Source organism: Paracoccus angustae, assembly GCF_042648745.1.
In the GTDB taxonomy this organism is placed as follows: domain Bacteria; phylum Pseudomonadota; class Alphaproteobacteria; order Rhodobacterales; family Rhodobacteraceae; genus Paracoccus; species Paracoccus angustae.
This window is the reverse complement of the sequence record NZ_JBHRXY010000012.1, coordinates 73,012-96,803: the sequence shown is the minus strand read 5'-3', so window position 1 is coordinate 96,803 and position 23,792 is coordinate 73,012. Positions and strand designations below refer to the sequence as shown.

Genomic DNA, 23,792 nt, shown 5'->3' with positions numbered 1-23,792 from the left:
GCAGGATCTGGCAGTCGCAAACGCCGTGGTCGAACTGGCCAAACAGCAGGGAAAGGCTGTCCAGGTCGATATCTGAATATTCGATCAGCGATAAACCTCCTCATTTGATAGCCAAGGTTGAACACAAATGACGCTTACTCTGGAACTTGCTCAAGATCTTGCAGGCCAGTGCCTTTCGCGAGCACACGAGCTCAAGCTCAAGCCTCTGACGGTTGCGGTCCTGGACGCTTCCGGACAGTTGAAAGTGCTGCTGCGCCAGGATGGGACCAGCCTGCTGCGCCCTGACATTGCGCAAGGCAAAGCCAGAGGAGCCATTGGGATGGGGTTGGGCTCCCGTGCCCTTTTCCAGAGGGCGCAGGAACAACCCTACTTCATTCAGGCCATGAACTCCATTGCAGGGGGCAGTCTTGTCCCAGTGCCCGGAGGTGTCCTGATCAAGAAAGAGGATGTCATTATCGGTGCCATAGGCATCACGGGTGATAGTTCGGATAATGATGAAGCCTGTGCGATCCACGCGATTGAAAAGCTTGGGCTGGTTGCTGATCCCGGATGAAGCGAGCAGAACGTGGTGGCAACATTATGGGTTTGGATATAGATTTCCGGTCTGGATTGGCTGTCGAACCTAAAGGCTGTGTGTCTGGAATGAATTACCTCACAGAACCAACAAAAGACCTGCGGCGAAAGTCACTTCATGAAGAACTGACTCAGACACTGCGGGATTTGATCATCCATGGTACCTTGCCGCCCGGTGTGAAGATCCCGGAGAAAGACCTGTGCGACGCATATTCCGTCTCTCGCACACCCTTGCGTGAAGCATTGAAGGTTCTGGCTAGCGAAGGCTTGGTTGTCCTTGAACCAAATCGGGGAGCCCGTGTTAGCCAGATCACACAGGAAGACCTTGATGAGGTTTTCCCTGTCATGGGCGCTCTGGAAGCTTTGGCTGGCGAGCTCGCCTGTCGGAATATCACTGATCAAGAAATCGCGGAAATACAGGCTCTGCATCAACAGATGCTGGGCCACTATCGTGATCTGGACCTCGACAGCTACTTCACGGCCAACCAGAAGATACATGAGGCGCTGCTCGCTGCAGCCAGGAACCAGACGCTTACGACCCATTATCGATCTTTGTCCGCCAGGGTACAGCGTGCTCGCTATGTCGCCAACATGACACCTGCACGCTGGGCGCAGGCCGTGGATGAGCATGAAGAGATCATCAAACATCTGCTGGCAAGAAACGGCGAACGACTTGCTGCTACCCTTCGCCGGCACCTTGAAAACAAGCTCAAGACAGTCAGTCACCACCTCGGCAGGAAGGCAGATTTTCGGCCAGCAGGGTAACAGGCGCAGGCAAGGCCATAGAAAATTTGAATTCAATTTAATTTGCCTAGTACAGCAAATTGAACTCTCTTTATGGCACAGCCTTTGCATCATAGCCCATCCACAGCTATCTTTTAGTTGTACGATGGGGGTACCTGGATGAGCGATCTTAACCTTGAAGCTCGGGCGGCAGAACGAGGCGGAACTCTTCATCTCGAAATCCTGGAGCGTCTCAGAAACTATCTGGTGGAAAGCGATATTGCCGATGGTGGGCGCATTCCTGAGCGGGAGCTTTGCATGTTGTTCGGAGTTTCGCGCACCCCCATGCGAGAGGCTCTAAAGGTTCTCGCATCAGAAGGATTGGTAGAGCTTCTGCCAAACCGCGGAGCACGCATGAAAGCCCTGAGCGTTCATGAGATCAAGGAACTGTTCGATCTCATGGGGGGGCTTGAAGCACTTGCGGGTCGTCTGGCCTGTGAAAAAATCTCCGATGAGGAGTTTGGAGAAATCGAAGCACTCCATCACGAGATGTATGCGCGGTATCTGCGGAAGGACCGATCCGGATACTTCTTTTGTAACCAGAAGATTCACGAGAGCATCTTTCTGAATGCCCGCAATGATGCTTTGTCGACCATGGCCCGAACCCTACAGGCCCGACTGCGCCGGGTGCGCTATGCGGCCAATCAGGATGAGGATGGCGAGCGGTGGCGGACAGCAGTACATGAGCATGAATTGATCCTGGATGCCCTGCGCAGGCGCGATGCCAACGGCATTGCCGCGCTCCTTTTCGCACACCTCCGTCAGACCCAAGAAGCTGTTCTGCGTGGGATCAGAACTGACGTGTGAATCCACAATTCGATATCTAACACACGAAAAGATAAAAATTGAATTCATTTTCTGTTTAACTATACTCTTGCTGTTCGTACTCTAGATTCGTTCGGGGCAGGGCTTGCAGGAGCTGTCCGACCTTGCTTGCTTGGTTGCATCTCTCTTGCGAGAGATTATGCGATCTATCGCCTGCCATCCGCTTGAATCTTCACAATGATCACCGCGCTCTCCTTGGCGCGCCTGGCAGCATGGAAGTGTAGGCAAATGAACGCACCCAACACGCAACTTACCCCCCCGGCTGCTCGCAGCGTTGCCCGCAGCCAAGCCCTAGAGACAGCGCTGCGCAAGCAAATGGAGGGCGAGGTCCGCTTCGACAACTTCACGCGCGGGCGCTATGCCACCGATGCCTCGATCTACCAGATCATGCCCAAGGGCGTGGTCTTTCCGAAGCATGAGGCCGATATCCAGGCCGCCCTGACGGTTGCTGCTGCCCATGACGTGCCGGTTATCGCACGGGGCGGTGGTACATCCCAGAATGGCCAGCCCATCGGAAACGGTTTGATTCTGGACATGTCGCGTTACTTCAATGGTGTGACGGACTACGACCCTGCGGCACGATCGGTGCGTGTCCGCCCCGGTACGGTGCTCAACACCCTCAATGACTTTTTGCGCAAGGACGGCTTGTTCTTCCCGGTCGAGCCCTCGACCGCCTCGCGCTGTACCATCGGTGGCATGTGCGGCAACAACTCGTCCGGCGCGCGCTCGCTGCGCTTCGGAAAGACCGTCGACAACGTCCTCGCCATGGACGGAATGTTCCATGACGGCGAGCAGTTTTCGCTAGGCATGGGGCCACTGTCAAACGACCTTTCTCCACGGACGCGTGGCATCATGGAAAGGCTCACTGCGCTTGCCCAACTGCACAGGACCGACATCGAGACTATCTTTCCAAAGGTTCAGCGCCGTGTCGGTGGCTATAATCTGGACGAACTTCTTCCCGAGCAGCCAAACTACTCGCATCTGCTGGTCGGCTCCGAAGGCACGCTAGCCCTGACAACGGGCGTTACGTTGAAGCTGTCAACCTTGTCCAAGCATCGGGTAATGGGTGTCTGCCATTTTCCAAACTTCCGCCAGGCCATGGAGACGACACAGCATATCGTCGACCTTGATCCGGTTGCCGTCGAACTGGTCGACAACAACGTGCTGGTTCTGGGCGCCGATATTCCCTTGTTCGTGAAGACACTTGGGGACATCACCAGGGGTACGCCGAATTGCCTGCTTTTGGTGGAGTTCGCGGGTGACGATCTTGAAGCGTTGAAACACGATCTGAAGCGGCTTGACCAATGCATGTCGGACTATGGCTTCCCGGATGCGGTGGTCGAGGTGATCGAGCCTGCGCGTCAGAAGCCTGTCTGGGAGGTTCGCGAAGCCTGCCTGAACATCATGATGTCGATGAAGGGTGACGGCAAGCCGATCTCCTTCATCGAGGACTGCGCTGTGCCCCTGGAACATCTGGCCGATTATACTGATGCCGTGACCGATGTCTTTTCACGGCACGGCACCGTGGGTACCTGGTACGCCCATGCCTCGGTGGGCTGCCTGCACGTTCGTCCGATCCTGAACATGAAAGAGGAAGACGGGGTGCGCAAGATGCGTGCCATTGCCGAGGAAACTGCCGATCTTGTTCAGAAGTATAAAGACTCTTTTTCCGGAGAGCACGGCGACGGCATCTCGCGTTCGGAATTTGTCGAGCCGTTGTTCGGCGCAAAGCTGACCCGCGCCTTTGAAGCCGTCAAGGATGAGTTCGATCCCCAGAACAAACTGAATCCCAACAAGATCGTCAGGCCATTGAAGATGGACGATCGCAGCCTGATGCGCTTCAAGCCCGGCTATGCTGTGACAGAGCCGCGACAGACTGCGCTTGATTGGTCCGACTGGGGCGGCTTCGGCTCCGCAGTCGAGATGTGCAACAACAACGGAACCTGTCGAAAGCTGGCTGGCGGCACCATGTGCCCATCCTACCGTGCAACGCTTGACGAACAGCACCTGACACGGGGCAGGGCGAACTCCTTGCGGTTGGCTATCTCAGGGCAGCTGGGACCGGACGCCTTCACCTCGCCCGAGATGAAGGCCACCCTGGACTTGTGCGTGTCCTGCAAGGGCTGCAAGCGCGATTGCCCGACAGGCGTCGACATGGCGCGCATGAAGATCGAGTTCCTGCACCACTACTTCGGCAAACATGGGCTACCGCTACGCGAAAAGCTGATTGCCCATCTTCCTCGATACGCACGCTACGCCAGCTGGATCGCGCCCTTGCTGAACCTGCGTGACCGCATCCCCTTGGTGGCGAGGCTTTCCGAAAGGATGATAGGTTTCTCGGCGCAGCGCAGTCTGCCGAAATGGCGGCGTCCCTGGAAGGAAACAGATCGCATTGCCCGACGCGAAGACGTTGTCGGGGACGGACGCGACCTGATCCTGTTCGGAGATACATTCAACCGCTATTTCGAACCCGAGAACCTGGAGGCAGCGAAGCGCGTTCTGGTCGCCGCGGGATATCGCCTGCACCGGGTTCAGCCTTCACTGGGCGGCAGCAGGCCCATGTGCTGCGGCCGGACTTATCTTGCCGCGGGTCAGACCGATGCCGCGCGGTCCGAGGCCAAGCGGTCGCTCGATGCCTTGCGGCCCTTTGTAGAGCGCGGTGCGCGTGTAATCGGGCTAGAGCCATCTTGCATCATGGGCTTCCGCGACGAGATGACGGCGCTGCTGCCCGCCACTGAAACAGCATTCATCCAGGGCAAGGCTCTTCTCTTCGAGGAGGTCCTGGCAGCCGACCTCCGGACCGGGCAAATACAACTTCCACTGGCCGATCAGGGCGGCCGGATTGCGCATCTTCACGGCCACTGCCACCAGAAGGCTTTTGCCGTTATGGGATCGGTTGAAACCGTTCTTCGCAGTGTTCCGGGACTTGAGGTGAATGTGATTGAAAGCTCTTGCTGCGGCATGTCTGGCGCCTTCGGCTATGCGACCGAGAATATCGAGGTATCTAAGAAGATGGCCGAGTTGTCGCTGCTGCCTGCGGTGCGGAAGGCGGCTGCAGGAGACCTGATCGTCGCTGATGGAACCAGTTGCCGGCACCAGATTCACGACGGAACTGGTCGGGACGCCATCCATGTCGCGCTTGTTCTGGATCAAGCCTTGCAGAAGGGCTGATGTGTTGCTTTGGAAAAAGCTTCCAAAGCTGCACTGGAGAATGGTATGACCGAGCAAAAGGTTTGATTGGCATTGAACGGGTTGAGATTGGTAGCCAAGCCGATCGTTTGTGGCAAGCGCGCCGGGCGTGGAGCCATCAGGTAGCGCAAGCGTCCGGCGCGCTTCGAGGGGCGTCAGGTTGCCAAGGGAGGAATTCGGCCTGACGAGGCCTATTACGCGTCAGCCCTCGACCATGTGCAGGTGCCGCCGCCGCATGCCTATCACGAGCCGATCAACTGGCACCGGACGGCGCTCCACGAGATGGGCCACGCGACCGGCCACCCGTTCCGGCTGGGCCGCGACTTGTGGGGGGCGTTCGGCTCGCGCGCCTATGCCTTCGAGGAGCTTGTGGCCGAAATGGCGGCGGTCTTCTGCTGCGCGGCGCTCGATATCGTGCCGACTGTGCGCCATGCCGACTACATCGGTTCCTGGCTCGCGGTGCTGCGCGAGGACAACCGCGCTATCGTCCGTGCGGCGATGCTCGCCCGCACCTGGCGGCTGTGACTCACCGCGCACGAGGATCGGGGCGGGCAGTCTTGCTTCGGACCCTTGTCAGGCAGCAATCCCTATCAAACCACTGCTGCCGTGTCCCAAGCCGGGCGACATCCGAGATGCTTGATTGTTGCGACGGTTTTCGTATATACAGAAACCCATGCTGATGATCGTCTGGGATGAGCCGAAGCGGCGTACCAATCTTGCCAAGCATGGGTTGGACTTCGCCGATCTCGACGAGGCGTTCTTTCTGGCCTCGCTCGTGGTTCCGGCCAAGGACGATCGGTACATGGCCATCGGCCGGCTGGCAGACGGCAACGTCGCCGTGGTGTTCGCGACCTTGGGCACCGAAGGCGTATCGGTGATCTCCATGCGGCCAGCCAGCGAAAGGGAAAGGAGCCTGCTATGACGTCCAAGCACCTGACCGAAGATCAGATCCAGCGCATGATCGCTAGCGATCCCGATGCGCCGGAAGCCACCGACGCGCAACTCGCCCAGTCCCGGCCCTTTTCCGAGGCATTCCCAGCACTGGCCGAGGCTCTCCGCCAGAATGCCGGTGGGCGGCCCAGGGCGGACACACCAAAGGTGGCCGTGTCCCTGCGCCTGGATCAGGACGTGGTGGCCCGCTTCAAGGCCAGTGGGCCGGGCTGGCAGACCCGCATGAACCGTGCCTTGCGTGACGCCGCAGGGCTGTGACGGAGAGGCAAGGTCACCCCTGCCGCCAAAGACAGCTCGCAAGCCGTTCACGACCTTTCCTGTGGCGGCTGCTTGCCAACGGCCATCTCTTCACGGCGGCGGATCACAGGTTTGGTTAGTCCTTCGGCGCCTGCACGACGGTACTGCACAGGCCATGATCCGACACCCTGGTCCGTCCATCGGTCATGAACCTGGGCGGCGGGAGATGCGGGTCCCATCTTTGGCGCGAATTTTCCTCAGCGTTTCGTCATGAGCCTTGGTGATCTGTCTTGCGACACCCGGCTCGATCACGGTCGGGGCCTGGTGATTGCGGTGGCTCGTCAGCCTGAACAAGGCGCAATTGCTCGTACATTGCCAGGACACAAAGGGCCGGTCGCGGCCCGAGGCGGCTGGGTCGGGGAGGCGGATGCGCAGCGGGCCTTGGCCAAGACGGGGTAACAAGACCGCAGATGATCTCTCCTCGTGCGTTCTTGCGTGTGCCCAGGGCAGCCATCTTATCCGGCAATGGATTGTTTCCACCGCACCGCGTGGCCTCGTGCATGGCCTGATCTGACCGAAGACCGGTTGCGCCTCGCGGGCTTAGGGCGCAACGGCGGCGTCGTGACTTTCTTCCCCTGCCGTCCGCGCGCGTCCGGCATTCCTCGCGCGGCAAGAAAGTCCCTCCTGTGCCGTCTGGCCCCCGCACGGGATGCGGGGGTGCGCCACCGCCGACCTGGAGGCTGACATCATCGCCTTCATCGACACGCACAACGAGAACCCCAAGCCCTACCGATGGGTCAAATCCGCCGACGAAATCCTCGCGTCGGTCAAACGCTTCTGCCAGCGAACACAGCAGAACCTATGTGGCGAACTTTAGATTCGGGTGACTAGCGCGTCACGGGGAACGCTGGTCCTGGCCGGTCGCCCGGGCGCGCTTCGATCCCCGGTCGGTCGATTTGACGGGCCGCGCGCGATTTAGCGGGCAGGCTGAGCCATCGCGTGCTGCCGGGGCCCGATCCCTTGCGGGGCGATCACATGCCGATCCCGCTGCAAGGCCGCTTGCGCCAGTGCCGGTCCTTCCAGACCACGAGCCGGTCGCCATGGCCACCCCGAAAGGCCGGATCTTCAAGGCCCGTCCGGTCCGGCGGCATCCGCATCGGGTATCGCGGGCGGCGGCCTTCGCCCAAGCCGAGGCCGCCGCCCTTGACCGTCACGCGGGACGGATCAGATCGATTCCTCGATCCAGTTCTTCAGCGCGGCCTTGGGGGCGGCGCCCATGCGGTTCGACACGACTTCGCCGCCCTTGAACATGAACAGCGCAGGGATGCCGCGCACGCCCAGGGCCGCGGCCTGTTCCTGGTTCTCGTCGATGTTGACCTTCACGATCTTGACCTTGCCGGCGTATTCTTCCGACAGCTCCTCCAGCGCGGGGCCGATCTGCTTGCAGGGGCCGCACCATTCGGCCCAGAAATCCACGATCACGGGGGTGTCGGACTGGCGGACCTCGGTGTCGAACTGGCTGTCGGTGACGGGATGGGTGGCCATTCTATCGCTCCTTGCAAGGGACATGCCGGCGGGATGCGGCAAGGCTTCGTTTCAACAGCTATGAAGCCAGGGCCCTTGGGTCAAGGGCGGCCATGACGCGGTCAAGGATCGGATCGGGGATCGGCATCAGGCTGCGCGTGGCGGTCCACAGGATGCGGACCTCGACCGCGCGGGCGGGCCAGATCATCCGCAGCGCCGCCCGATAGGCGGCCATCTGCCGCAGGATCCCCTCGGGCGTGTCCTCGGGGCGCTCGGGAACGACCGCGTTCGACTTGTAGTCCACGGCCAGGATCCGCGCCTCCGTGATGATCAGCCGGTCGATGGCGCCATGAACCGGGCCAAGGCCCGGCAAGGGGGCGGTCAGCGCCACCTCGGTCAGAACCTGGGCCGAGGGGTCGGGCGTCATCACGGCGGCCAGGTCGGGGGCGTTGATCACGGCGGCGGCCTCGGCCAGCAGGTCGGCCAGTTCGTCGGCCCCGGGCAAGCCGCCCTCGGCCCCGGCCAGCAGGCCGCGCGCGACGCGGGGCCAGTCGGCCGCAGGCTGGTGGGGCAGATGTTCCAGCAGCAGGTGCAGCCGCGTGCCGCGCAGCATGGCCGCAGCGGGATCGGCGTCCCCGGTCCCCTCGCCGATGACCTTGGCGCCGCCAAGCGCGGTGGCGGCGACGGCCAGAATCCGGGGCGGCGGCGCGGGGGCACGGCGATGGGCCCATTCGGGCGCGCGGGCCGGGGGGGCGAAGGTCGGGTCCGGCGCCACCGCCTCGTCGGGCCAGGCGCCGAAGAACAGCCGTTCCGCCGTGCCGATGCCGTCGATCTCGACATGGGTGCGTTCCAGGCCGCACCGCACGGCGCCCACCGCGATCATGGAATGCCAGGATTCCAGCCCCGCGCCCGTGTCGCCCGCGGCGGCCACGATCAGCCAGCTTTCGGCCCGGGTCATGGCGACATACAGCAGGCGGCGGCGTTCCTCCTCCTGCCGCTGCTCGTGGTCGGCCACGGCCAGGGCCACGGGATCGGGACGCTCGGCGGCAAGGCCGCGCCAGGCGGGCATCTCGCCCAGCCGGATCAGGGGCTGGCCGCGTCCGGGTTTGCGCTTCTTCGTTTCGGGCAGGATCACCACGGGGCTTTCCAGCCCCTTCGAGCCGTGCACGGTCATCACCCGGATCAGGCCGCCCGCGCCGCCCGGCAGCTGCCGCTTGATCTGCACGTCGTCGCTGCCCAGCCAGACCAGGAAACCCGTCAGCGAGGGCGTTTCCACCGTGTCATAGGCCAAGGCCTGGGACAGCAGCTCGTCGATGCCGTCCTCGGCCTCGGGGCCCAGGCGGGACAAAAGCGCGGCGCGTCCGCCATGGCGGACCAGCAGGCGCGAGATCAGGTCATAGGGCCGCAGGTAGTCGGCCTGGTCCATCAGGTCGTAGAGAACCTCGAAGGCCCCGCGACAAGGCGATTCGCGCAGCCGTTCCCACAGGAACTGCCGCCCGCGCCCGGCAGCCAGGCGATACAGGTCGTCCTCGGACAGGCCGAACAGCGGCGATTTCAGAACGGCGGCCAGGCACAGGTCGTCCTCGGGCGTCGAGACCACCGCCAGGGTCGCGATGATGTCGCGCACCGCCAGTTCGGCGGCCAGCTTCAGCCGGTCGGCCCCGGCCACGGGCAGGCCCGCGGCCTTCAGTTCGCGGATCAGGTCGTCGAACAGCCCGGCCCGCCGCTGGACCAGGATCTGGATGTCGCCTGGTCCGATGGCGCGGACCCCGCCGGTCTTGCCGTCGCGGATCGGCGTGCCGATGATCTGGCGCACCTGCCGCACCACGGCGCGGGCCAGCTGCGTGTCGGCGGCGTTTTCCGCCGGCGCGTCCACGGGCCGGGTCCAGTCGCCGTTCTCGGGCCTTTCCGGTTCGGGCAGGGGCGGCCAGATGTCCACGCGGCCCGGCATGGCGGCGCGAAAGGCGATATGGCGGGGCGGATCGCCCAGGCCATGGGCCGCGTCGCCCGAAAACACCGTGTCGACCAGCGACAGGATCGCGGGCGAGGACCGGAACGAATGGGCCAGGCCGCGCTGCTGCATGGGCTGGCGCGCGGCCTCGAAGTCCTGGCGGAAGCGGTCGCGCATCGCCTCGAAGACGGCGATGTCGGCGCCCTGAAAGGAATAGATCGACTGCTTGGGATCGCCCACCACGAACAGCGTGCGGGGCCGGTCATGGGCGCCCGCGCCGCTGGTGAATTCGTCGGTCAGCCGCCGGATCACCCGCCATTGGTCGGGGCTGGTGTCCTGCGCCTCATCGACCAGGATATGGTCGATGCCGCCGTCCAGCCGCCACAGGACCCATTGCGCCATGGAGGATTCCTCCAGCAGTCCGGCGGTGCGGCGGATCAGGTCGTCGAAATCCAGCCAGCCATGGGTGGCCTTCTGGATGGCCAGCCTGCGGGTGAATTCGTGACCGAAGCGGTGCAGCGCCAGCGTCTTCCGCGCCAGCGCCAGGCCCATGCACAGCGGGCGGGCATCGGCCACGCGGCTCATCAGGGCCTCAAGGTCGGCCATGAAGGGCGCGCAGCGGCCCTCGCGGAGCGCCTTGGTGGGGATGTCGCCGATCTTGGGGCCGAAGGGCACCCGGGCCGTCGCCCCGAACAGCAGGCACTTGCACAGAAGATGCAGCTCGGGCAGGCCGGGGTCGCGCCAGTTTCCCCCCGAAAGCTGCTCGGCCAGCTTGCAGTCCTTGGGGCCGCTGGCCAGCAGGATCGGCACCAGGGCCGCGAACAGGTCGCCTTCGCCGCCGTGAAAGACCCGGGCCAGCAGCGCGGGCTCGTCCAGGCCCGGCGGCAGGCCCATGGACCGCCAGATCGGCGCGGGATCGGGTTCGCGGGGGTAATCCGCTTCCGACAGGCCCGCCAGAAAGGCGTCCAGGTTGTCGCCCGACACCAGCGCCGTCAGGTCGCGGATCGCGGGCGCGTCTTCGGCGGCCATGTCCTCGACGATCTGGGCGCGCAGGGCGCGGGCGGACCGGTCGTCCAGCTCCATGAAGCCCATGGGCACCCCCGCTTCCAGCGGAAAGCGCCGCAGCAGGGCCGCGCAGAAGCTGTGGATGGTCTGGACCTTCAGCCCGCCCGGCGTTTCGATGGCGCGGGCGAACAGACGGCGGGCCTGGGCCAGATCCGGGTCGCCCCCTTCGCCCAGTTCGGCCAGTTCGCGCCGCAGATCGGGTTCGGGCAGCATGGCCCATTGGCCGAGGCGCTTGAGCAGGCGGTTCTGCATCTCGGTCGCGGCGGCCTTGGTATAGGTCAGGCACAGGATGCGTTCGGGCGCGGTCCCGGCCAGCAGCAGCCGCGCCACGCGGTCGGTCAACACGCGGGTCTTGCCCGATCCGGCATTGGCCGTCAGCCAGGTGGACCGGGCCGGATCGGCCGCCGCGATCTGGTTGAGGCTGGCTTCATCCATGCCCATTCCTTTTTTCAACCCCCACCCGTTCCGGGCGCGGCGCATCGGCAGGCGACCATTCGCCGTATCGCGCCAGATGATCGTAATCGCCCGCATAGCCGGTCTGTTCGGGCGCGCGCATCGCCGTGAATCCGATCTCGCCCGACAGATAGGCCGCGACCAGCCGCACGAAGCCTTCCCAGTTCTCGGATTCGAGCTGCGGGGAATAGGTGCGTGGATGGGTTTCGCCCTCGCCGCCCAGCTGGATATAGCTGATGCCCGCGACATCCGCCGGGCCGAGCGCGTCGAAACCGCCGCGCCGGACCATCGCGGCCTCCAGGATCAGCTGCTTGTCGAAGGTGGCGATCTGCTTGTCGGTCGGCGGCTTGCCGGACTTGTAGTCATAGATCATCACGGACCCGTCATGCAGCAGGTCGATCCGGTCGGGGCGGGCGGTCAGCACGAAATCCATCCCCGGCAGCGCCACGCGGCCGCGCTTTTCCACCACCACCGGGCGGCCCTGCGCCAGCCGGGCCAGCTCGTCCGCGACGATCCGGTCGGCGATGCGTTCCATCCGCGCGGCCCAGAAGGCGCGGGTGGCGGGCCAGGGCACGTCGCGCAGCAGGATCTCGGCCGTCAGCCGCAGGAACCGCGCCTTCAGCTCCGCGGGGGGCGTGTCGGGCGCGGGTTTCGACGCGACCAGCGCCTCGACAATGGCGTGCAGCGTCTGGCCGCGCAGGGACGCATCGGGTTCCGGCCGCAGCGAGGGCAGCGGGCGCAGGCCCAGCACGCGCTTGGCATAAACCGCGTAAGGGTCGCGGATCAGCAACGAGACATCCGTGACCGGCAGTTCCCGGAACGGCGGCGCGGGCGGGACGGGCGAAGGACGAACGGCGGGCCCGACCGTCACCGGGGGCCGCGACAGGGCGGCGGCGCGGGCCAGCCAGGCATTGCCGCGCGCGCGCATCGCGGCCAGGGCCTGGGGACCGTTCCTTTCGGGCAGGCCGGTCATCAGGTTGGTCAGCCGGTTCAGCCAGCGCGACGGGATCGTCTCGGCCTCGGCATCGCGGCGGGCGCGGGTCAGGACCACCTGTTCCAGCCCCATGACCTGCTGGAAGTCGTGGGCCGCCAGACCGATCAGGGTTTCCGGCAGGGGCAGGCCCGCTTGCGCCCGCATCTGCCGCGACAGCCAGGGATCGGGCGTCAGGGGCTGCGGCCAGCCGCCCTCGTTCAGGCCCGACAGGATCACCGTGCCCTCGCCCACGATGCGGGCCTCGCGCGGGCCGCGGATGTGGATCAGGTGATGGGCGCCGCCCTCGATCCGCACGGAATGCTGGCGCAACTCGTCCAGCAGCAGCGAACAGAATTCCGTCGGGCCGAGGCTCGGCCCCTCGGCCGCGTGTTCGGCCAGGTGGTCCACTGTGGCGCGCAGCAGCGTGCCCGCCTTGTCCTGCCACAGCTTCGAGTCCCCGGCGCTGCCGCCGGGCCCCGCCGCCCACAGTTCGGCCAGGGCGAGAAGATCGTGCAGCCGGTCGGGCAGCGGACGCGGCGCGCGGTCGCGCGCCAGGGGCGTGATCCGGTCCAGCAGGTCGGCCAGCCATTCGGCCCAGATCTGGCGGGCCCCGTCGCCGCGCGTGGCCCAATCGCGCAAACACATGCCGTCGGGAAAGGCCGGGCCGTTGCGGCGCAGGTGCAGTTCCAGGTCGCGGGCCAGCCTGCGCGCGTCGTTGAGGTGCAGCAGCGCCGATCCCGTGACCGTCAGCGGATGCTTGAGCAGGATCAGCAGGCGGTCGATGGTCAGCGCCTGGCCGAACAGCGCGGCGATCTGGCGCAGGAACAGGCCGTGGGCGGTCAGCGACAAGGGCTGGCCCGCGCCTTCGTCGGGCCGCAGGTGCCAGCGGTCCAGCGCGGCGTTCACGCGCCGGATCAGGTTGCCGTCCGCCGCGATCAGCGTGGCGCGGGCCTCGCGTTCGGCGGCGTCGCGCAACAGCAGGGCGATCACCTCGGCCTCCTGGCCGGGCTGGTCGGCCTCGATCAGGGTCAGCCCCTGGGTCGGCGCGATCAGGTCGGGCAAACGCGGGCCTTCGGCGATCCACTGATCGGTGACGGGCGCGGGCCGCAGGGCCAGGGACAGCAGCCGGTTGCGGTCGGGCACGGGCGGGGGCGTGTCGGTCCAGCGGGCCGGCCGGCCCCCGGCGCGGATCAGCGGCGCAAAGCGCGATTGGGGATGATCCTCGGCCCCATGCTCCAGACTTTCCCAGACCGGCAGGGGTTGATCGAAGTCGAAGCCGGGCAGAACCACCGCGCCTTCGGGCAGGGCGGCCACGGCCTCCATGAACAGCCGGGTCGCGCCATGCGATCCGGTCGATCCCGCGACGATCACCGGCCCCGGCGGCAGGTTGACCCCCCGCGCCCAATCCCGCACCAGGGTTTCCGCGGCCAGGCGCTGGCGCGCGGGGCGGTCCACCGGCGGACCGTCCAGGTGAAAGGCCGCCGCGATCCGCAGAAAGGCCAGGGCGTTCTGCCAGTGGCGGGCGTGATCGCCGGTGTCGATGCCTTCCAGCGCGGCGGGCGTCAGCCCCTCGGTCTGCATCTCGTGCATCAGGGTGGCCAGGGACCGCGCCAGAAAGGCGATGGAATGGCCCGCCGCCAGGTCGCGCCGCGCGTCCAGCAGCCTTGCCACCAGCCGGGCCAGTTGCAGCCGCCGGGCCAGGGGCGCGGCGGTCGGCTGGCCCAGCATGGCGGGCGTGTCCAGGTTCGTGACCGGCAAAAGGCGCGGCAGCAGCAGCGGGCCGCGCAGATCGAAGGCGCATTTCATCTCGGCCAGGGTGCGCGAGGCGTTGGCGTAGATGGTGACGCGGGCCATCGCCTCGGGCGGCTGGCCTTCCATGCGGTCCAGAAAGCCCGCCACGAACTCATGGGCGAAATCGACGCCGGGCGGCAAGGCGTAAAGACCTCGGAACACGGGATCAGCCATGCAGCATCCTTTCCGCCAGGGGGATCGCCTGCGGGTAGCCTACGTCGCACCAGCCGCCGGAATGGGCGATGCCGTGGGCGCGCCCCTCGGCGATCAGCAGATCCCACAGGCGGTTGAGCGAAAACACCCGGTCGGGAATCTCGGCCAGCCGGTCGGGCCGGATGATCTGCGCGCCGCCGTAAACGAAATCGCCCCGGCGGCTGATCCGGCCTGCGGCGTCCAGCGAGAAATCCCCCGCCCCCTGCCGTCCAGAGGCCCGGTCCAGCGGCACCAGCATCAGCAACGCGTCCATGTCCTCGCGCCAGGCGGCGTTGAGCGCGGCCAGCGGGTTCGGCCCGGTCCAGACCACGTCGGGGTTCAGCGTCATCACCGGACCTTGGCCCAGCAGCGGCAGGGCCTGGCGCAAGCCGCCGCCCGTGTCCAGGATCGTGCCGGGCTCGTCGCTGATGGCGATGTCCCGCCCCGCCAGATGCGCGGCGATCTGGCCGCCCAGGTAATGCGTGTTGACCACGATCGGCGCCGCGCCGGCCTTTCGCCCCAGGGCGATCGCCCGGTCCAGCAGCGTCCGGTCACCGACCGGGATCAGCGGCTTGGGGCGTGTGTCCGTCAGGGGCCGCATCCGCGTGCCCAGGCCTGCGGCAAAGATCATCAGCGGGCGCATCTGGCGCGGATCCTTTCGATGACGGCGGCGTCGGGGGCGGGCAGGGCGGCCACCGCCTGCGCCAGCGGGGCAAGCGCCGGATGGGCCAGGTTGCGCCGCACGTATCCCCAGACCCGAGGCATGAAGTCCAGGTACCGCGCCTTGCCGTCGCGGAGGCACAGCCGGGTGAAGATTCCCAGGATCCGCAGGTTCCGCTGCGCCCCCAGCAGCGCATAGGCGGCGCGGAAGCGGTCGGGATCCAGCCCGGTCGCCGCCAGATAGCGGCCGACGCAGGCGGCTTCGATGCCGGGATCCACCGCGCGGCGCGCGTCCTGCAAGGCGGACGCCAGGTCATAGGCCGGATGGCAGGCCACCGCGTCCTGATAGTCGACAAGGCCCAGGGGCGCGTCGCCCCGCCAAAGGAGGTTCTCGGCGTGGAAGTCGCGCAAGGCCAGGACCGGCGGCACATCGGCGGCCAGATCGGCATGAAGCGCCGCGATCAGCGGGGCGATGTCGTCGCCTCCCGCCCCGCCGGCCGCCTGCGGATACCAGTCCGCGAACAGCCCGACCTGTTCGGCAAGCGCGGGCCCGTCCAGGGCCGCCACAAAGCCGGGAACCGGACGGCGGTGCAGATCGACCAGGAAATCCGTGATCCGGTCATAGACCGCGGGCGCCATGCCGGGGTCGCGTTCCAGCACGCGAGCGACCAGATCGTCGCCCAGATCCTCGACCAGCAGCAGCCCCGCCGTCGGGTCGCTTGCCAGGATCGCGGGCGCGCCGAAGCCGTGGCCCCGCAGCCAGTCCGTCATCGCCGCGAACGGCCCGCAGGCCCCCGAGGGGTCGTCCATCAGCACCGCGCTGCCCCGCGCGCCGGTCAACCGGAAGAACCGCCGGGCCGAGGCGTCTCCCGCCAGGGGCAGCACCCGCGCATCTCCCCAGCCCGCCCCCGCCACGAAAGCCGCACGGGCGGCGATGCGGTCGGCGTCCGGCGCGATCAGGGTGATCTCGCGCAGGTCGGGGTCCGCCTGGGCGGCGATGGAAACCGTGATGGCGCCGTCCGGCAGCCGATCAAGCCGGTCGGGCCATTCGATCAGGCAGACGGCGTCGGTCAGCGCCTCGTCCAGCCCCAGTTCGGCCAGTTCGGACGGATCGGTCAGGCGGTAAAGGTCGGCGTGCCAGATCTCGGTGCCCTGTGGGTCGCGATAGGTCTGAACCAGGGTAAAGGTGGGGCTGGGCACGTCCTCGGCCGCATCGCCCTGGCGGGCGCGGACAAAGGCGCGGGCGAAATGGGTCTTGCCCGCGCCGACCGGCCCGTCCAGCAGGATCGTGTCGCCGGGCCGCAGGGTGGCGGCCAGCATCCGCGCCAGGGCGGCGGTCAGGGTTTCGTCGGCGGTCAGGCGCGTGGTCATGGGGCGTTTCTAGCGGCTTCGGGGCGCCGGGGGAACCATCCGTGAACGGGCCCCGTGCGTTGTGGCGCCAAAGTCGCTAGACTGCCCCGCAAAGGAGGCCACCATGTTCCGCACCGCCCTTGTCCTGACGCTTGCCCTGGCCGGCCCGGCCCTGGCCACCCAGGAATACATCCTGCCCAGCCTGTTCGACGTTTCGGGGGTCGCCGCCAACGATGTTTTGAACATCCGGGCCGAACCGGATGCCGGAGCCGCGATCATCGGCGCCCTGGCCCCCGACGCCACGGCGATCGAGGTGGTCGAGGAACGCCGGGGCTGGGCGCGGGTCAACGCCGCCGAAGGATCCGGCTGGGTGTCGGCGCGCTATCTGTCCTACCGCACCGATGTCTGGCAGGAAGGCGAACTGCCCGCCGCATTCCGCTGCCTGGGGACCGAGCCGTTCTGGGACGCCAAGGTCGAAGGCGGCGATCTGGTCCTGCGCAGCCCCGAGGATCGGGCGGGCGACCGGCGGGCGGTTCAGGCGGTTCTGGACACCGGCGTCTTCCGCGATCCGGCGCGGGTGCTGGTGGCGCGGGACATGACGCTGTTTTCGCATCCGCAGATCTGTTCGGACGGCATGTCGGACCGGCTGTTCGGACTGTCGGCAACGCTGGTGATCCATGGGGACAGCCCAAGGATGCTGTCGGGCTGCTGCACGATCCAGCCGTGAAGGGACGCGTGGCGCGGGGCGGAACCCTGCCCTGCGGGACCGGCGAAGCCGTAAAGGACGCTGATCTGGCGAAGGCCATCGTTCTCGCCACGTCGCGCCACGTCCGCCCGAACCGCCGGGCCTTGAAGGTTCGCAGTTGCGGAACGGCGCCATCCCTGATGGCGAGGTCGCTTGGCGGGCGGCGGAGGCAAACGTGTCTCCTGATCCCGCCCGGCTAAGGGCCCGGCAGAGGGACCGGCAAAGGAAAGGTCGCCGTGGGGCGTGGTTCCACCCCGCCGTTGCCGCGTCTTCAGTTCAGCCCCAGCACGTCCTGCATGTCGTATTCCCCCGGACCCTTGTCCTGGCCCCAGATCGCCGCGCGGATGGCGCCGCGCGCGAAGATCGCCCGGTCCGTCGCCAGGTGCCGCAGCACGATCCGTTCGCCCTCGCCCGCGAAGATCACGTCATGCTCGCCCACCACGTCGCCGCCGCGAATGGCGGCAAAGCCGATGGACCCGGGCGCCCGCGCCCCGGTGATCCCTTCGCGGGCGGGCGTGCGCAACTCGGCCAGCGTCCTGCCGCGTCCCTCGGCGGCGGCCTCGCCCAGCATCAGCGCGGTGCCCGAGGGCGCATCGACCTTCATGCGGTGATGGGCCTCGACCACCTCGATGTCCCAGTCCTCGCCCAGGGCGGCGGCGACCTTGCGCGCGAGGCCGGTCAGCAGGTTCACTCCCAGGCTCATGTTGCCCGCGCGGATGATCGGCGCGTGGCGTGCTGCGGCCCTGAGGTGTTCCAGATGCGACGCTTCCAGCCCGGTGGTGCCGATCACGTGCACCGCGCGGGCCTGGGCGGTCAGTTCGGCAAAGGCCACCGTGGCTGCGGGCGCGGTGAAGTCGATCACCGCCTGCGCCTGGGCGATGGCCGACACCGCGTCGTCGCTGACCGTCACGCCCAGGGGGGCGCCGTCCATGCATTCGCCCGCGTCGCGTCCGATCCACGCATGACCCGGCCGCTCCAGCGCGCCCGCCAGCCGCACCGCGGGGTTTTCCGCGATCAGCCGCACCAGCATCCGTCCCATCCGCCCCGATGCGCCGGTGACGACGATTCCGGGCAGGACGGGCGTGTCAGGGTTCTGCAAATCGCTCATGGGGCCTCCGGCTGGGGTTTGCCGCGTCATATCCCGTTGCGGCGCGGCCCGCGACCCCCTACATCGGGACGCATGGCACAGAACCGCTTTTCCCATGGCTCCGGCCCCTCGCAGCGCCAGCTTCGCGTGGGCGAACTGATCCGCCGCACCCTGTCCGACGTGCTGGCGCGCGCCGATGTCCACGACCCGGACCTGAACCGCCATTCGATCACCGTGGGCGAGGTGCGCACCTCGCCCGACCTCAAGGTCGCGACGGCCTATGTGCTGCCCCTGGGCGGGCAGGGGGCCGAGGACGCCCTGGCCGCCCTGCGCCGCAACGCGCCCGAGTTGCGCCACCTGGTCGCCAAGGCGATGACGCTGAAATACGCGCCGCAACTGCGCTTTCAGCTGGACGAGACCTTTGACCGGCTGGACGACACCCGCCGCATGTTCGCCGACGAGCGCGTCCGCCGCGATGTGGAAGGCGCGGATGGCGATGCCGATTGACCTGCGCCCCCTGGGCGTGGCGGTGGGGATGCTGCTGGCCTGGGCGATCCCGGCTGCGGCGGACGGCTGCGGGCGCATGACCCATGACGGCCGGGGCTATGTGGTGTGCGAGGTGTCCGCCGCGCAGGAACCCGCGCTGCGCTTGTGGCAGGACGGTTCGGATGGCCAGCCGCTGAAGAACTTCGCCAATGTCCGCGCGACGCTGGGTCGGGGCGAAAGCCTGGCCTTTGCGATGAACGCGGGCATGTATCACGCCGATCACCGCCCCGTGGGCCTGCTGGTGATCGACGGGGTCGAGGTGCAGCCCATCGTCACCGGGGCCAGCAACGACAACTTCGGGATGCTGCCGAACGGGGTTTTCTGCACCGGCGGGGCAAAGCCCTTTCAGGTGATCGAAAGCCGCGCTTTCGCGGATGTCCGCCCCGATTGCCGCCTGGCCACGCAATCCGGGCCGATGCTGGTGATCGACGGCGACCTGCATCCGCGTTTCCTAGCCGATTCGGACAGCCGCTATATCCGCAACGGCGTGGGCGTGTCGCCCGACGGGCAGACGGCGTGGTTCGCGATTTCCGACCGGGCGGTGACGTTTCACGAATTCGGACGGCTGTTCCGCGACGGGTTGGGCGTGCGCGATGCGCTGTATTTCGACGGCTCGATCAGCAGGCTCTACGCGCCGGGGGTGAACCGGGCGGATTTCGGGCGCTCGCTGGGGCCGATCATCGGGCTGGTGGACGGCGCCGGTTGACGGGGGTCGGTTGACGGGGGCCGGTTGACGGGGGCCGGTCGATTGGGGCCGGTTGACGCTGCGCCGGCGGCTGGCTATGCCGCCGCCTTTGCAGGGCAGAGGTTGGACATGGCACGCAAGAAGGGCCGCGACATCAATGGCTGGCTGATCGTGGACAAGCCCGCGGGGGTCGGCTCGACGGCCGTTGTGGCCAAGGTCCGCTGGGCGCTGGATGCGAAAAAGGCGGGCCATGCGGGGACGCTGGACCCGGATGCGACGGGCGTCCTGGCCGTGGCCCTGGGCGAGGCCACCAAGACCGTCGCCACCGTCGCCGATGCGCTGAAATGCTATGACTTCACGGTGAACTGGGGGGCCGAGACGGCGACCGACGATGCCTCGGGCGAGGTGGTGCGCAGGTCGGACGCCCGCCCCGACCGCGCCGCGATCGAGGCCGCGCTGCCCGCGTTCATCGGCGACATCATGCAGATCCCCCCGGCCTTTTCCGCCGTAAAGGTCGATGGCGAACGCGCCTATGACCTGGCGCGGCAAGGCGAGGAACTGGATCTCGCCGCCCGCCCGCTGTGGGTCGAAAGCCTGACCCTGCTGGAATGCGGCGCCGAAACCGCGCGGCTGGAGATGGTCTGCGGCAAGGGCGGGTATGTCCGCTCGATCGCCCGCGACCTGGGCCGCGCCCTGGGCTGCCTGGGCCATGTGGCCCATCTGCGCCGCATCTGGTCCGGCCCGTTCGAGGCCGAGGACGCGGTGCCCTTCGACAGGATCGACCGCGAGGCTCAGGCCTGGCTGGACACGCGGCTTTTGCCGCTGGAAACCGCGCTGGCCGACCTGCCCATGCTGCGCGCCACCCCCGAAGGCGCGGTGCGCATCCGCAACGGCAATCCCGGACAGGTGACGGGCACGGCGGAATGGGGCGATCTGGTCTGGGTTTCCGACGCCAAGGGGCCGGTCTGCATCGGCAGGTATCAAGGCGGGCTGGTTCAGCCGGAACGGGTCTTCAACCTTTAGCCCAGATAAGCCCGCAGCCCCGGCGGCGGATTGTCCAGCAGCGGTCCGGTGGGCACCGGCGGATGCGCCGCGCCGCCGTCCACCAGGATCGTCTGCGGCGCGAAGCTGCGCGCGTCGGCGGGGTCGTGGGTGACCATCAGCACCGTGGCCCCGGTCCGGTCGGCGATGCGCCCCAGCAGGGCCAGCATCTCGGCCTTGAGCGCGGGACCGAGCGCCGCGAAGGGTTCGTCCAGCAGCAGCACGGGCCGGGCGCGCAGCAGCACGCGGGCCAGCGCCACCCGGCCTTGCTGGCCGCCGGACAGATTTGCGGGCTTGCGCGTTTCCATCCCCTCCAGTCCGACCTCGTCCAGCACCTGCGCCACGCGGGCGCGCTGCGGATCGGTCAGGCGCCCGTCGGGGCGCAGGCCCAGGCCCACGTTCTGCGCGACCGTCAGATGCGGAAACAGGTTCTGGTCCTGGAACAGCATCGACACGGGCCGCCGCCCCGGCGGCATTCCGGTGATGTCCTGCCCGTCCACCCGCATCCGCCCCCGGTCGGGCGCAAGAAACCCGCCCACCAGCGACAGCAGCGTGGATTTCCCCGACCCCGAGGGGCCGATCACCGCCACCCGCGTCCCCTTGGGCACGCTCAGGTCGGCGGACAGGGCGAAGGAGCCGCGCGTGACGCGGATGCCGTCGAACTCAAGCAAGCCTGCCCCCCTTGTCGAAAGCCCAGAACAGGCCGAAGCTGATCGCCATCAGCAGCACCGCGCAGCCCGAGGCGTCGTCCAGACGATAGGAATTCATCAGCTGATACATCTGCAAGGGCAGCGTCGGGCGGTCGCCGCCGAACAACGTGATCACGCCCAGATCCCCCATGGCCAGCGCCGCCGCCAGCCCGCCGGCAAAGCCCAAGGGGCGGGCCAGGCGCGGCAGGGTCAGCAGCCGCAGCCGCGCGAAGCCGCGCAGGTCCAGCGAATCGGCCAGCCGTCCGTAATCCCCGTGCAGGGTCCGCGCCGCCGGGATCAGCGCGCGCAGGCCGAAGGGCAGGGCCATGACCGCGTTGATCGCCACCGTCACCGGCAAGGCCATAGATTGCGGGCCCATCCAGGGGCGCAGCATGATGAACAGTCCCGTTCCCAGCACCAGCGGCGAGGCGATCAGCGGCAGCATCCCGGCGGTTTCCACCCACCGCATCCGCCCCCGCGCCAACGACAAGGCCAGCACCAGCGACAGAACCAGCGCCAGCGTGGCCGAGATCAGCGCCATCACCACCGACCGCAGCGCGGCATCCCAGACCTCGGGCGGCAGGCCGGGGATCTGCGGCAGCCCGCGCAGGGTGACGGTGGCGATGGGTCCGATCAGGAACCCTGCGGCCCCTGTGATCACAAGCGCGTCGCCGAGCCGGTGCCAGCCGCCCGGTGCCATGGGCATGTGATCCGCATCCAACCCCGCTCCGAAGGCCGCCGGCATGGTGATCCAGCGCGCCAGCATCATCGCCGCCACGCAGATCGCGATCTGGATCAGCCCCAGGCTGGCCGCCCGGCCCAGGTCGAAGTCGAAACGGAACGCCTGGTAGATCGCCAGTTCCACCGTTGTGGCGCGCGGCCCGCCGCCAAGCGCCAGCGCCACGGTGAAGCTGGTCAGGCAGACCAGGAACACCGCCAGCCAGACGCCCGGCAGCACGGCGCGCAGCATCGGGCGTTCCAGGTGCCGCGCGGTGTCGCGGGGACCAAAGCCCAGGGACGCGGCCAGGCGGAAGCGTTCGGCCGGAATCGCCTGCCAGCCTTGCAGAACCAGCCGCACCGACAAGGGCAGGTTGAAGAACACGTGCGCCAGGATCACGCCTTGCCAGCCATAGATCGAGATCTCGGGCAGGCCCAGGGCGCGCAGCCCGTCGTTGACCGCGCCGTTGCGGCCGAACACCGACACCAGCCCCATGACCGCCACGATCACCGGCAGGATGAAAGGCGCGCCCAGCAGCGTCACCAGCGCCCCGCGTCCCGCAAAGCGCCGCCGCGCCAGGGCGCGCGCCACGGGAACCGCCAGCAAGGCCGACAGCGCGGCCGACGCGGCGGCCTGCCACAGCGTGAACCAGACCGCCCGCCAGTCCCAGGGACCAAGGCCCCCCAACCCCTGCGCCGCCCAGGCGACGGCGGCCAGCGTGCCCCCGATCAGCAGCGCCAGCCCGGCGGCAACGGCGGCGCCCCCCGCCTCGGCCCGCGTCAGCCCGAGAATGCCCGCAGCCATTCGTCGAGCGCGGTTGGCCGCAGCGCCTCGGCCTCGTTTTCGGAATAGAACAGGGTCTTTTCGGGGCGCGGCAGGTCGCGCATGACGGGCGGCCAGTCCGCCTGGGGCAGCTTGGCGGGCAGGGACCAGTTGGCCAGCGGAACCGTCGCCTGGAATTCCGGGGTCAGGATCCAGTCCATGAAGCGTTGGGCCAGTTCCGGCTGGTCGGTGGTGCGGACCCGGGCCGCGACCTCGGCCATGAAGTAATGGCCTTCGGGAAAGATCGCGGCCTTCTTGGTCGTGTCGTTCTCGGACGCGATGTGATAGGCGGGCGAGGTGGTGTAGGACAGAACCATGTCGGCCTCTCCTTCCGTGAACATCCCGTAGGATTCCGACCAGCCCTTGGTCACGGTCAGCACCTTGGGGGCCAGCTTGGCCCAGGCCTGAGGCGCGTCATCGCCGTAAACCGCCTTGACCCACAGCAGCAGCGCCAGGCCCGACACCGAGGACCGCGGATCCTGGATCACGATCTTCAGGTCGTCGGGGGCCTCCAGCAGTTCGGCGAAACTGGCGGGCGGGTTTTCCAGTCGGGTTTCGTTGTACATGAAGGCCGTCTCGCCCCAGTTGTAGGGCAGGAAGATGTCGTCCGTCCATGCGATGGGCAGCGACAGCCCGGTCGTGTCCTGCCCGTGCGGCGCGAACAGGCCGGATGCGCGGGCGCGGGCGGTCACGTCGGTGTTCAGGCCGAAAACGATGTCGGCCTCGGTCCGCTCGCCCTCCATCAGGATGCGCGACAGCTCGTCGCCCGCGACAAAGCGCAGGTCGCAGGCGCAGAAGGCCTCGAAACCCTTTTCGATCTGGGGGCCGGGGCCCCATTCGCTGGCAATGGATTCGCCCGCATAGACGGTCAGGACGGGCTTGTCCTGCGCGGTGGCGGGGGTGGCGGCCAGCAGGGCAAGCATCAGGGGCAGTCTCATCGCC

At 67.3% G+C, this 23,792-nt stretch carries 21 protein-coding genes and 1 pseudogene; 12 read left to right on the top strand and 10 right to left on the bottom strand.

The window, feature by feature from the left end:
- Window positions 1-127 precede the first annotated feature (127 nt).
- From ACFOM8_RS14350 to ACFOM8_RS14335, 4 genes are all read left to right on the top strand, one after another.
- Entirely contained in the window at window positions 128-553 is a 426-nt protein-coding gene (locus ACFOM8_RS14350) for a GlcG/HbpS family heme-binding protein (RefSeq protein WP_377762469.1), read from the top strand.
- Window positions 550-1,338 (top strand): GntR family transcriptional regulator, encoded by a 789-nt coding sequence (locus tag ACFOM8_RS14345; protein ID WP_377762467.1) that lies wholly within the window; start codon window positions 550-552, stop codon window positions 1,336-1,338. Before ACFOM8_RS14350 ends, ACFOM8_RS14345 begins: the two co-directional genes overlap by 4 nt.
- Window positions 1,339-1,476: 138 nt before the next feature.
- Window positions 1,477-2,163 carry a GntR family transcriptional regulator gene (locus ACFOM8_RS14340; protein WP_377762465.1) on the top strand — a complete coding sequence of 229 codons (687 nt, stop codon included), beginning with the start codon at window positions 1,477-1,479 and terminating at the stop codon, window positions 2,161-2,163.
- A 246-nt stretch (window positions 2,164-2,409) separates the two neighbouring features.
- The gene (locus ACFOM8_RS14335; protein WP_377762463.1) at window positions 2,410-5,352 is read left to right on the top strand and encodes an FAD-binding and (Fe-S)-binding domain-containing protein; all 2,943 of its coding nucleotides are present in this window, start codon (window positions 2,410-2,412) and stop codon (window positions 5,350-5,352) included.
- Here ACFOM8_RS14335 and ACFOM8_RS14330 read toward each other — a convergent pair.
- On the bottom strand, window positions 5,331-5,501 hold the full coding sequence (locus ACFOM8_RS14330; protein ID WP_377762461.1) for a hypothetical protein: 171 nt from the start codon (window positions 5,499-5,501) through the stop codon (window positions 5,331-5,333). The genes ACFOM8_RS14335 and ACFOM8_RS14330 overlap by 22 nt on opposite strands.
- Before the next feature lie 43 nt (window positions 5,502-5,544).
- Here ACFOM8_RS14330 and ACFOM8_RS14325 point away from each other — a divergent pair, with 43 nt between their 5' ends.
- The 4 genes and pseudogenes from ACFOM8_RS14325 to ACFOM8_RS14310 form a co-directional block, all read left to right on the top strand.
- Entirely contained in the window at window positions 5,545-5,895 is a 351-nt protein-coding gene (locus ACFOM8_RS14325; protein ID WP_449301496.1) for a zincin-like metallopeptidase domain-containing protein, read from the top strand.
- 148 nt (window positions 5,896-6,043) lie between these two features.
- Window positions 6,044-6,292 (top strand): BrnT family toxin, encoded by a 249-nt coding sequence (locus ACFOM8_RS14320; protein WP_377762459.1) that lies wholly within the window; start codon window positions 6,044-6,046, stop codon window positions 6,290-6,292.
- Window positions 6,289-6,579 carry a BrnA antitoxin family protein gene (locus ACFOM8_RS14315; RefSeq protein ID WP_377762457.1) on the top strand — a complete coding sequence of 97 codons (291 nt, stop codon included), beginning with the start codon at window positions 6,289-6,291 and terminating at the stop codon, window positions 6,577-6,579. The genes ACFOM8_RS14320 and ACFOM8_RS14315 overlap by 4 nt, the downstream gene beginning before the upstream one ends.
- Window positions 6,580-7,288: 709 nt before the next feature.
- Window positions 7,289-7,435: pseudogene (locus ACFOM8_RS14310) on the top strand (IS630 family transposase); the annotation flags it as partial.
- A 347-nt stretch (window positions 7,436-7,782) separates the two neighbouring features.
- On the opposite strand, the gene trxA reads toward ACFOM8_RS14310, so the two are convergent.
- Genes trxA through tsaE form a run of 5 tightly spaced genes read right to left on the bottom strand, consistent with a single transcriptional unit; the run spans window position 7,783 to window position 16,538 of the window.
- Complete coding sequence (gene trxA, locus ACFOM8_RS14305; protein WP_377762455.1) at window positions 7,783-8,103, bottom strand: thioredoxin; 321 nt, start codon at window positions 8,101-8,103, stop codon at window positions 7,783-7,785.
- Between the two features lie 58 nt (window positions 8,104-8,161).
- Complete coding sequence (gene addA, locus ACFOM8_RS14300; RefSeq protein WP_377762453.1) at window positions 8,162-11,533, bottom strand: double-strand break repair helicase AddA; 3,372 nt, start codon at window positions 11,531-11,533, stop codon at window positions 8,162-8,164.
- Window positions 11,526-14,489, bottom strand: coding sequence for a double-strand break repair protein AddB (gene addB / locus ACFOM8_RS14295; protein ID WP_377762451.1), 2,964 nt, complete (start codon window positions 14,487-14,489; stop codon window positions 11,526-11,528). The genes addA and addB overlap by 8 nt, the downstream gene beginning before the upstream one ends.
- A complete protein-coding gene (locus tag ACFOM8_RS14290) occupies window positions 14,482-15,150 on the bottom strand; it encodes a nucleotidyltransferase family protein (protein WP_377762449.1) in 669 nt (222 codons plus the stop codon). The genes addB and ACFOM8_RS14290 overlap by 8 nt, the downstream gene beginning before the upstream one ends.
- Window positions 15,138-16,538: a tRNA (adenosine(37)-N6)-threonylcarbamoyltransferase complex ATPase subunit type 1 TsaE gene (tsaE, locus tag ACFOM8_RS14285; RefSeq protein WP_377762447.1), complete on the bottom strand. Its 1,401-nt coding sequence runs from the start codon at window positions 16,536-16,538 to the stop codon at window positions 15,138-15,140. The genes ACFOM8_RS14290 and tsaE overlap by 13 nt, the downstream gene beginning before the upstream one ends.
- Before the next feature lie 103 nt (window positions 16,539-16,641).
- On the opposite strand from tsaE, the gene ACFOM8_RS14280 reads away from it, so the two are divergent.
- Entirely contained in the window at window positions 16,642-17,244 is a 603-nt protein-coding gene (locus ACFOM8_RS14280; protein ID WP_377762445.1) for a COG3650 family protein, read from the top strand.
- A gap of 289 nt (window positions 17,245-17,533) precedes the next feature.
- Here the strand turns inward: ACFOM8_RS14280 and dapB are convergent, their stop codons facing one another.
- Window positions 17,534-18,370, bottom strand: coding sequence for a 4-hydroxy-tetrahydrodipicolinate reductase (dapB, locus tag ACFOM8_RS14275; RefSeq protein WP_377762443.1), 837 nt, complete (start codon window positions 18,368-18,370; stop codon window positions 17,534-17,536).
- Window positions 18,371-18,442: 72 nt separating this feature from the next.
- On the opposite strand from dapB, the gene rbfA reads away from it, so the two are divergent.
- The 3 genes from rbfA (at window position 18,443) to truB (ending at window position 20,603) form a co-directional block, all read left to right on the top strand.
- Window positions 18,443-18,856, top strand: a complete 414-nt coding sequence (gene rbfA / locus ACFOM8_RS14270; RefSeq protein WP_377762441.1) for a 30S ribosome-binding factor RbfA — start codon at window positions 18,443-18,445, stop codon at window positions 18,854-18,856.
- Window positions 18,846-19,601 (top strand): phosphodiester glycosidase family protein, encoded by a 756-nt coding sequence (locus ACFOM8_RS14265; protein ID WP_377762474.1) that lies wholly within the window; start codon window positions 18,846-18,848, stop codon window positions 19,599-19,601. Before rbfA ends, ACFOM8_RS14265 begins: the two co-directional genes overlap by 11 nt.
- 108 nt (window positions 19,602-19,709) lie before the next feature.
- Complete coding sequence (gene truB, locus ACFOM8_RS14260; RefSeq protein WP_377762439.1) at window positions 19,710-20,603, top strand: tRNA pseudouridine(55) synthase TruB; 894 nt, start codon at window positions 19,710-19,712, stop codon at window positions 20,601-20,603.
- On the opposite strand, the gene ACFOM8_RS14255 is transcribed toward truB, so the two are convergent.
- From ACFOM8_RS14255 to ACFOM8_RS14245, 3 genes are read right to left on the bottom strand one after another with little or no spacing between them, the layout of a single operon-like run.
- On the bottom strand, window positions 20,600-21,292 hold the full coding sequence (locus ACFOM8_RS14255; RefSeq protein WP_377762437.1) for a thiamine ABC transporter ATP-binding protein: 693 nt from the start codon (window positions 21,290-21,292) through the stop codon (window positions 20,600-20,602). The genes truB and ACFOM8_RS14255 overlap by 4 nt on opposite strands.
- Window positions 21,285-22,832: a thiamine/thiamine pyrophosphate ABC transporter permease ThiP gene (locus ACFOM8_RS14250; protein ID WP_377762435.1), complete on the bottom strand. Its 1,548-nt coding sequence runs from the start codon at window positions 22,830-22,832 to the stop codon at window positions 21,285-21,287. Before ACFOM8_RS14250 ends, ACFOM8_RS14255 begins: the two co-directional genes overlap by 8 nt.
- Window positions 22,808-23,788: a thiamine ABC transporter substrate-binding protein gene (locus ACFOM8_RS14245; RefSeq protein ID WP_377762433.1), complete on the bottom strand. Its 981-nt coding sequence runs from the start codon at window positions 23,786-23,788 to the stop codon at window positions 22,808-22,810. The genes ACFOM8_RS14250 and ACFOM8_RS14245 overlap by 25 nt, the downstream gene beginning before the upstream one ends.
- Window positions 23,789-23,792 lie beyond the last annotated feature (4 nt).